General features: G+C 64.8%; 7 protein-coding genes and 1 pseudogene. 6 read left to right on the top strand and 2 right to left on the bottom strand.

From position 1 onward, the window contains the following. Positions 1-512: RNA polymerase sigma factor (locus tag QOJ24_RS24810; RefSeq protein ID WP_526266009.1), on the top strand; the 512-nt coding region annotated here is incomplete at its 5' end. Then, positions 509-1,813: a VOC family protein gene (locus QOJ24_RS24805; RefSeq protein ID WP_526266007.1), complete on the top strand. Its 1,305-nt coding sequence runs from the start codon at positions 509-511 to the stop codon at positions 1,811-1,813. The genes QOJ24_RS24810 and QOJ24_RS24805, both read left to right, overlap by 4 nt. On the opposite strand, the gene QOJ24_RS24800 is transcribed toward QOJ24_RS24805, so the two are convergent. Together QOJ24_RS24800 and QOJ24_RS24795 are read right to left on the bottom strand one after the other, a co-directional pair. Next, positions 1,810-3,021, bottom strand: coding sequence for an NAD(P)/FAD-dependent oxidoreductase (locus QOJ24_RS24800; RefSeq protein WP_526266010.1), 1,212 nt, complete (start codon positions 3,019-3,021; stop codon positions 1,810-1,812). The two genes, QOJ24_RS24805 and QOJ24_RS24800, sit on opposite strands and share 4 nt — an antisense overlap. A gap of 24 nt (positions 3,022-3,045) precedes the next feature. Beyond that, positions 3,046-3,492, bottom strand: a complete 447-nt coding sequence (locus QOJ24_RS24795) for an Rv2324 family transcriptional regulator (protein ID WP_526266005.1) — start codon at positions 3,490-3,492, stop codon at positions 3,046-3,048. 113 nt (positions 3,493-3,605) lie between these two features. Between QOJ24_RS24795 and ddaH the strand changes: the two genes are divergently transcribed. The 4 genes and pseudogenes from ddaH to QOJ24_RS24775 all read left to right on the top strand — a co-directional run. Beyond that, positions 3,606-4,499 (top strand): dimethylargininase, encoded by an 894-nt coding sequence (gene ddaH, locus QOJ24_RS24790; RefSeq protein WP_526266003.1) that lies wholly within the window; start codon positions 3,606-3,608, stop codon positions 4,497-4,499. Beyond that, on the top strand, positions 4,496-5,785 hold the full coding sequence (rocD, locus tag QOJ24_RS24785; protein WP_526266001.1) for an ornithine--oxo-acid transaminase: 1,290 nt from the start codon (positions 4,496-4,498) through the stop codon (positions 5,783-5,785). Before ddaH ends, rocD begins: the two co-directional genes overlap by 4 nt. 16 nt (positions 5,786-5,801) lie before the next feature. Then, a complete protein-coding gene (locus tag QOJ24_RS24780) occupies positions 5,802-7,307 on the top strand; it encodes an amino acid permease (RefSeq protein ID WP_526265999.1) in 1,506 nt (501 codons plus the stop codon). Next, positions 7,304-7,523: pseudogene (locus tag QOJ24_RS24775) on the top strand (universal stress protein); the annotation flags it as partial. The gene QOJ24_RS24780 and the pseudogene QOJ24_RS24775, both read left to right, overlap by 4 nt.

The raw sequence follows: 7,523 nt of genomic DNA, 5'->3' as shown, positions 1-7,523 counted from the left end.
AACCAGAGCCAGGTGACGCGCGGACGCTGCTGGCGTTGTACGACGAGGCACTGCCCACGGTGTACGGATATTTCGTCCGACGCTGTGGCGACCGCGGAGCAGCCGAAGACCTGACGTCGGAAACCTTTCTGGCAGCGATGGACGCCGCGCGCAAGGAGGTTCCGCCGCCGATAACGGTGCCGTGGCTCATCGGCGTGGCGCGGCACAAACTCGCCGACCACTACCGGCGGCGATCTGACCGGTTCACCGTGCCGGTGGCCGATCTACCCGAACCCGTCGACGCGGTCGACGACTGGGACAGCGAGCTGAATCGGATTGTGGCCGAGAGCGTTTTGGCCAAGCTGTCCGAGCAGCACCGCACCGTGCTCGCACTGCGCTACATGGACGACTGCAGCGTGGGTGAATGCGCCGAGTTGATCGGCCGCACAGTGCACGCCACAGAAGCCCTGCTGGTGAGGGCTCGCCGCGCCTTCAGATCGCACTACCCGGAACCGGAAGGAGGGTTGGCATGAACAACAGCCACGATCCGCTGACAGTGCTTCATGGCGACGAGCTTCCGGTTCAACCCGACCCGGCGTTCGCGGCTCGACTCCGCGCCCGCCTGGAGTCGGCTGTGGATTTTTTTGAGGCCCAGCCCAACCGAACAGGAGCAATCGACATGAGCGGCACCGACACTGCCATCGCAGAACTCAACGAGTCCACCACCGAGCACGAGGTGGCGACGGCGCCCCCACGGCCTGCGGCACTGCCCTACCTGTCGGTGGTGAATGCCCGCGAGGCCATCGGCTGGTACATCGACACCTTCGGCGCGTCTCTCGTCGGCGAGTTGTACGAGATGGATGACGGTCGCGTCGGGCACGCAGAGCTGCAGATCGGCGACGGCGTGCTCTATCTCGCCGACGAGTACCCCGAGCTGGGCCTCAAAGCGCCTGACCCCCAAGCAAGTTCGGTGAGCCTGATGCTGCCCGTGGCCGACACGGACGCAACCTTGGAGCGGGCTCGGGAACGTGGCGCCACGATACAGCGGGAAGCCTACGAGAACTACGGAGCCCGCAATGCCACCATTATCGACCCGTTCGGACATCGGTGGATGCTCAGCGGACCGGTCACCGGTGCGCCGATCCAGATCCAGCACGGCGACGTCGGCTACATCTCCGTATGGACTCCCGATGCCGACCGCGCCGCTGCGTTCTACGGCACCGTGCTCGGCTGGACCTACGATCCGCAGACCCACCAGGTCACCAACACCAGGGGGCGCATCGGCATCTACTCCGTCGACGGGCCGCCCACGCTGTTCTGCTGCTACGCGGTGGCCGACCTCGCGGGAGCGCGGCAGGCGATCGTGGACGGTGGCGGAACGATCGACGAACTCGAGCAGTTCGACTTCGGCACGCTCAGTGGCGCCACCGACCCGCAAGGCGCGTCGTTCGGCGTCTTCCAGCCGAATCCGGGTCAGCCCCGGCCTGCGCTCAACGGCACTGGGCCAGGCGAACTTTCATACATCACGTATGAGGTCACCGACTCAACCGCGTTCAGGGCGTTCTACAGCCGCGTGCTGTTCTGGACATTCGAGCCGGGCCGGATCCCCGACGGCTGGCAGGTGAACCAGACACACCCGATGGCCGGGGTCGCGGGCGGCAACAGTCGCCCGGTGACCGTGCCGATGTGGGCGGTCGAGGACATCGACGCCGCTGTGGCCCGGGTGCGGGCGGCAGGCGGAACGGTCATCGACGAGCCGTCGCAACAGTCGTACGGCAGAAGCGCGTTGTGCACCGACGACCAGGGCAGCCGCTTCTACCTAGGCGAGCTCTAGGACGGGAGCACGTCGGCGATCGGGGCGCCGTTGGCGATCTTGGTGCGCACCTTCATCACCTTGCCCGGCATCCCACCGCCGACGACTCCGGCCACCACACCGTCGCGTTCGTAGAAGGCGAGGAACTTTCGACCGTCGTCCTCGACCACATGCACGATGTCGTCGGCCTGCGGTTCGCCGAGACACTGGATCTTGACGTCGTACTGGTCGCTCCAGAAGTAGGGCACCGAGACCGTCGCGGGAATGTCCTTACCCAGCATCGCGGGCACCATGACCCGCGCCTGGTCGGCGACGTTGCTCCAATGTTCAACGCGGACCTGGTGTCCCACGGGGTGCCGCCACGATGCGACATCGCCGATCGCCCATACATGAGGCGTTGCGGTACGTCCGACGTCGTCGCAGACCACGCCGTTGTCCAGTTCGATGCCACTGCCTTCGAGCCATTCGGTAGCCGGCTTGGAGCCGATTCCGACGACGACGAGATCGGCGTCCAGCTCGGTTCCGTCTGACAGCACGACCTTCTCGACATGGTCGGTGCCCCGCACCTCGTCCACACCGACGCCGCAACGCACGTCGACACCCTCGGCCCGATGCAGCCGGGTGACCAGGGCGCCGATCTGCTCGCCCAGCACCGACGCCAAGGGGGTCGGTTGCGGTTCCACCAGAACGACTTTCACTCCCATGCCGCGCAGGCTGGCCGCGACCTCGCAACCGATGAAGCCCGCGCCGACGACGACAGCCTGGCCGGCCGAACCAGCGTGCTCGCGCAGCGCGATGCTTTCCTCGAGCGAGCGAAGCACGCGGATACCTTCCAGATCCGGAAAAGACGGGATGGTTCTTGGCACCAGTCCGGTCGCGATGATCAACTCGTCATAGGCGACTTCGTCGCCATCGGCCAGCGTCACCGTCTGCGCGGCGGCATCCAACGAGCGCACACCGTTGCCGAGTCGCACGGTGATGTCGTTGTCCTCGTAGAACTCGGCCGGTTTGAGCGTCACGTCGTCCACTTCGGCGCGCAACACCTCTTTGGATAGCGGCGGTCGATCGTAGGGCAGATGGTCCTCATCGCTGACGATCGTGACTGGGCCGGCGTACTCGGACCGTCGAAGTTGTTCGGCGGTCCTGGCGGCGGCCAGCCCGCCACCGACGATGACTATCCCCGCGGATGTGCTCACGTGGGGTTTTCTACACGATGGCGTCAGCCAAATGTGCGCCGCCCTGCAGTTGAGGCCTCAGCCGCGCATTCGGTCGATCATGTTCGTCAGCACCACAATGCTTTCGCTGCGCTCGACGTCTGCCGCCGACCGGATCCGCTCGAGCGCCTCTTCCAGATGCTGCATGTCGCGGGCGAGCACATGCAGAATCGCGTCAGCGGTGCCGGTGACGGTTGCGGCGCTGACCACCTCGGGGATATCGATCCAGGCCTTTCGCAGAAGGTCGGGAGCAATGGTGCCGTGGCGGAACACCTGAACGTAGGCCTCGGTGTTCCAGCCCAGCGCATTTCGGTCGACGACCGTGGTGAACCCGCGGATGACGCCGCTGTCGAGCATCCGGTCGACCCGCCGCTTCACCGCAGGAGCGGACAGATTCACTCGCTGACCGATCTCGGCATAGGTCGCCCGGGCATCCTGCGCCAACTCGGCCAGAATGAGTTCGTCGGTTTCGTCCAACCGTTCCATGCCAGCCTCCACGCAATAAATCGCCGTTCAAACGATTCAAGCACAACAGATCACTGGTAGACACGCAAGAGACGGCGATTGATTGCAAATCCGCGAGCAAATATCGTCTGATCATGACGATTTCAGATGTCGCCGCCCCCGCGGCCCCGGTATCCGATGTCGCCGCAATCCGGAGGCGCGGCGGCGCCGACCAGATATGTGAGCAGCGGATTCCTTCCCGACGCCACTACGCGATGACGCCCCCGACATTCTTCACCGTCGAATACGCCATCAACCCGTGGATGGACACCTCTACCCCCGTGGATACGCACCTGGCAATGAACCAGTGGGAGGCCCTTCGCCAGACCTACAAGGAACTGGGGCACACCGTCGAACTGGTCGAGCCGGTCGCCGGGCTGCCGGACATGGTGTACGCCGCCAACGGCGGTCTCCTCGTCAGCGGCAAGGCCGTCGTCGCCAGGTTCGCTTACCCGCAGCGCGCAGGCGAAGTCGCGGCCTACGCCGAGTGGATGGATCGCCACGGCTTCCATCCGACCGAGACGCGCTACGTGAACGAAGGCCAAGGCGATTTCCTGGTAGTCGGTGCGATCCTGTTGGCGGGCTACGGATTCCGCACCGACCGGCGCGCACACGACGAGATCGCTGCCGCCGTCGAGATGCCTGTTGTCAGCCTCGAATTGGTCGATCCGAGGTTTTATCACCTCGACACCGCGCTTGCGGTACTCGACGACACCACCATCGCCTACTACCCACCCGCGTTCAGCGAAGAGTCGCGCACGCGCTTGCTCGAGCTCTTCCCCGACGCCATTGAGGTGGCCACCACCGACGCCTACGTGCTCGCGCTCAACGCCGTCTCCGACGGCCGCAACGTCGTCCATCCGGCGGCCGCAACCGGCTTCGCCGATCAGCTCTTCGATGCCGGGTTCGTGCCGATCGGCGTCGACCTGTCGGAGCTGTTGAAGGGCGGCGGATCAATCAAATGCTGCACTCTGGAGGTGTATTCGTGACCATCCTTGATGTCGTGACCCAGACGTCGGAGGACAGTAGCGGTGCGACCCGGGTATCGATTACCCAGGACGCGATCGCCATCGATGACCGCTACGCCGCGCACAACTATTCACCGCTGCCTGTCGTCGCCGGCAGCGCAGAAGGCGCCTGGATCACCGACGTCGAGGGCAGGCGCTATCTGGACTGCCTGGCTGCATACTCGGCCGTGAACTTCGGGCACCGCAACCCCGAGATCATTGCCGCTGCACATGCTCAGCTCGACACCGTGACGTTGGTCAGCCGAGCCTTCCACTCGGACCGGCTCGGTCCGTTCTGCCATTCGCTGGCCGAGCTGTGCGGCAAGGACATGGTGCTGCCGATGAACAGCGGCGCCGAGGCCGTCGAAAGCGGCATCAAGGTGGCCCGCAAGTGGGGTACCGATGTCAAGGGCGTGCCTGCCGGGCAAGGCAATATCATCGTGGCGCAGAACAATTTCCACGGCCGCACGACGACGATCATCAGCTTCTCCGACGACGACAGCGCGCGCCGCGGATTCGGCCCCTACACCCCTGGCTTCCGTTCGGTGCCGTTCGGCGACGCCGATGCGATGGCAGCAGCGATCGACGACAACACGGTCGCGATACTCATCGAGCCGATCCAGGGTGAGGCGGGGATCATCGTCCCGCCCGACGACTATCTGCCGCGCGTGCGCGCGCTGTGCACCGAGCGAAACGTGCTGATGATCGCCGACGAGATCCAATCAGGGCTGGCCCGTACCGGTCGCACATTCGCATGCGACCACTGGGGCGTGGTACCCGACATCTACCTGCTCGGCAAAGCCCTCGGCGGCGGCGTCGTGCCGGTGTCCGCGGTGGTGGCGAACAAGGACATTCTCGGGGTGCTGCACCCCGGCGAGCACGGCTCCACATTCGGCGGCAATCCGCTGGCGGCCGCGATCGGCGCCACCGTCGTGGACATACTGCGCCGAGGCGAATTCCAGACCCGCTCAGCCGAACTCGGTGACCGGCTGCACAGCGGACTGCGAACACTGATCGGCAAGGGTGTGATCACGGTGCGGGGCCTTGGCCTGTGGGCCGGCGTCGATATCGACCCGACGCTCGGGACGGGAAAGCAGATCAGCATGCGACTGGCCGAACGCGGAGTATTGGTCAAGGACACCCACGGTTCGACACTGCGCTTCGCACCACCACTCGTGATCACCGCGGAGGAGATCGAGTGGGCGATCAGTCAGTTCGCCGATGTTTTGGCCGAATTGGGTTCACACTCATCCCCCACGGAGATCTAAACGCTCAGGAGGAACCATGACCGCTCCATCGCAAAGCTTCTCCGAGCAACTGTTGCGGCGCAGGCCGGTAGCGGGGGCGCCCATTGCCCACGGTGCCTCCGACCACTTGAAACGAAGCATCGGCACGTTTCAGCTGACGCTGTTCGGCGTCGGGGCCACGGTCGGCACCGGCATCTTCTTCGTGTTGTCGGCGGCGGTGCCGGAAGCAGGGCCTGCGGTGCTGGTCTCGTTTGTCCTCGCCGCGGTCGCGGCCGGCCTTTCCGCCATCTGCTATGCGGAGATGGCGTCATCGGTACCGGTCTCGGGCTCGACGTACTCCTACGCCTACACGACGATGGGCGAGTTCGTCGCGATGGGTGTGGCGGCATGCTTGCTACTCGAGTACGGCGTGTCGATCTCGGCGGTTGCGGTGGGGTGGAGCGGCTACCTGAACAAGTTGTTGGACAACCTGTTTGGATGGCAACTACCTCAGTCGCTGACCGGCGCCCCGTGGGACGACGTGCCGGGCATCGTCAACCTCCCCGCTGTCGTGTTGATCGTGATGTGCATGTTCCTGCTCATCCGGGGTGCCAGTGAGTCCGCCGCGGTCAACACGGTGATGGTGCTGATCAAGCTCGGAGTGCTGGGGATGTTCATCGTCATCGCCCTCACCGCATTCGAAACCGACCACTTCCAGGGCTTCTGGGACAAAGGCATGGCCGGCATCACCACCGCGGCGAGCATGATCTTCTTCTCGTTCATCGGTCTGGACGCGGTATCGACAGCCGGTGACGAGGTGAAGGACCCGCAGAAGACGATGCCCAGGGCGATCATCGCCGCCCTCATCGTGGTCACCTTCTTCTACATCCTGGTTGCGTTCGCCGGCCTGGGTACCCAGGACGCCGCGGACTTCGGGTCGGACGAACAGTCCGAGGCGGGCTTGTCGGTCATCCTGGAGAAGATCACCGGTGGCACCTGGGCAAGTACGCTGCTCGCCGCAGGCGCCGTGATCTCGATCTTCTCGGTGACATTGGTCGTCATGTACGGGCAGACCCGAATTCTGTTCGCAATGGGCCGTGACGGGTTGCTTCCGTCGATGTTCGCAAAGGTGAACCCGCGCAGCATGACTCCCGTCGCCAATACAATCATCGTGGCTGTCGTGACCAGCATCCTGGCCGGCTTCATTCCGCTGAACTGGCTCCTGGATGCGGTGTCGATCGGCACACTGGTCGCATTCATCACTGTGTCGGTCGGCGTCATCATCCTGCGTGTACGCCAACCCGATCTGCCCCGCCCGTTCAAGGTCCCCGGCTACCCCGTCACACCGGTTCTCTCCGTCCTCGCTTGTATGGCAGTGCTCTACGGCCTGCGCTGGCAGACATGGCTGGTGTTCGGCGCCTGTGTCGTCGCAGTGCTGGCCTTCTACCTGGTTTGGGGCCGCAAGCACAGCGCGCTGAATGATGGCGGCGACGGCTACATTCCCACCGCCGTGCCCGGCGACGACGATGTACTGATCACCGGGCACCCGCAGGACACGCCGTGACCGTCGTGGTCGGCTATCTCGCCGGGAAGAGTGGACGGTCCGCCCTGCACTTGGCGGTGGAGGCCGCGCGGGTTCTAAAGACGTCACTCGCCGTCGCGACCGTCGTTCCGAAGCCGTGGACGACGCCCTCACCCGCACGGATCGACGCCGAATATGCCACCTGGGCAGACCAATTGGGCCGTGACTCGCACCGTGAGGCGCAGCGGTTCCTCGAAA

Origin of the sequence: Mycobacterium sp., from assembly GCF_032159775.1 — a bacterium.
In the GTDB taxonomy this organism is placed as follows: Bacteria; Actinomycetota; Actinomycetes; order Mycobacteriales; family Mycobacteriaceae; genus Mycobacterium.
The sequence above is the reverse complement of the archived record's forward strand: the minus strand, read 5'-3'. Positions and strand labels throughout refer to the sequence as shown.